General features: G+C 36.8%; 1 pseudogene. It reads right to left on the bottom strand.

The annotated features are described in order from the left end of the window. Positions 1 to 150 precede the first annotated feature (150 nt). Positions 151 to 1,325 (bottom strand): annotated as a pseudogene (locus BAZO_RS11340) (IS256-like element IS905 family transposase). Between the last annotated feature and the right edge of the window lie 168 nt (positions 1,326 to 1,493).

The raw sequence follows: 1,493 nt of genomic DNA, 5'->3' as shown, positions 1-1,493 counted from the left end.
CTTCAATGTCTCGCTCATCAGGTTTATACCTAAGTTACTGATAACATTAATACTCAGTAACTTTTTTTATTATGTAACAAAATTACTGAGTAGTTTTATATTGATACTGTCAATAATTATGTGTAAACACTCAAGTAGAGTTGAAGAATATTAATCAAATAAGCTTTCAAGTGTGTCAGCACATTGGCCAAACCCTTTATGGATGCGTTGACTTTGCTTGAAATTATAATCTTCAAACAAAGTAACTAAGTAACGTTCCAGAGCCTCCTCGTTAGGAAAAAGAACCTTCTTTTTCGTTTGACGTTTGATTTCTTTGTTAAGAGACTCAATGAGGTTTGTCGAATAAATGCTGTGCCAAATCTGGTAGGTAAACTGATAAAAAGTTAAAAGATTATCCGTATTCTCCAGACTTTCCATGACTTTCCTATACTTTGGTTTCCATTCGGCGATAAAGTTCTCTAAAGCTTGCACTGCCATTTCTAAATTTTCAGCACGATAAATCGTTTTAAATTGCTCCAGAATAACCGCTCTATCTGCTCGTTTCACTTTACTAGCTAGATTTCGACTAATATGAATTAAGCAACGTTGTTGTTTAGCTAATGGGTAAGCCTGACTGATAATCTGTTCAAGCCCCTTGAAGCCATCGGTCACTACAAGAAAACCTGTTGGATTCCTTGGTTTTGAAGCTTGTCTAACAGGGTGGACCAAGAAGCATTGTTTTCATTTGGGGCGATTTCATATCCAAGAACAGCCTTCTGTCCTTCTGGTGTAATGCCAAGTGCGATATGAATACATTCTTTACTAACGGTTCCACGTCTTAATGGAAGATAGGTTCCGTCAAGAAATAAAACAGAGTAATTGGCTTCTAAGCTTCGCTCATGAAAAGTAGCGACATTCTCCTGAGTTGCTTTTGAGATATTAGAAATTGTGGCAGGACTATAGTGATGACCATACATTCGCTCGATGATATCACTAATTTCTCGAGTCGTTACACCGGTTTGATAGAGTTTGATAACCATCTCTTCCAAGTGGTCATCTCGACGTCCATAAGCGGGAAGCAAAGCTGGACTAAAGTTCCCATTACGATCTCTAGGAATGCTCAACTGAACAGTCCCATATTTGGTTTCAAATTGCCGTGAATAGCTTCCGTTACGACTATTCCCAGAATTATAGCCTACTTTATCGTAAGGTTCATACCCTAAAAAGGCTGATAACTCTGCTTGAAGCAGATCATTCATAGCAGTTTCAAGAGAAGTACGGAAAAATTCATCAATATCTTGCTTTTGGGCTAGGAAGTTAAGTAGTTCTGTGGTAAACTGAGTCATAGGAATAAATCTCTTTCTAGTAATGTTTCGCAACTCTACTATAACGGATTTATTCCTTTTTGTGTTTACACAACTTATTTTACACTACCAATATAGCTCCTGAAAAATATGATGATTCAAAAGAATTGAAAAATACTTATATTGAATTAGGGTTGGGGGACAAGCAAT

It is taken from the genome of Schinkia azotoformans LMG 9581, from assembly GCF_000307855.1.
In the GTDB taxonomy this organism is placed as follows: Bacteria; Bacillota; Bacilli; order Bacillales; family Bacillaceae_J; genus Schinkia; species Schinkia azotoformans.
Note: the sequence above shows the minus strand (reverse complement) of the source record. Positions and strands in the feature narration are given on the sequence as shown.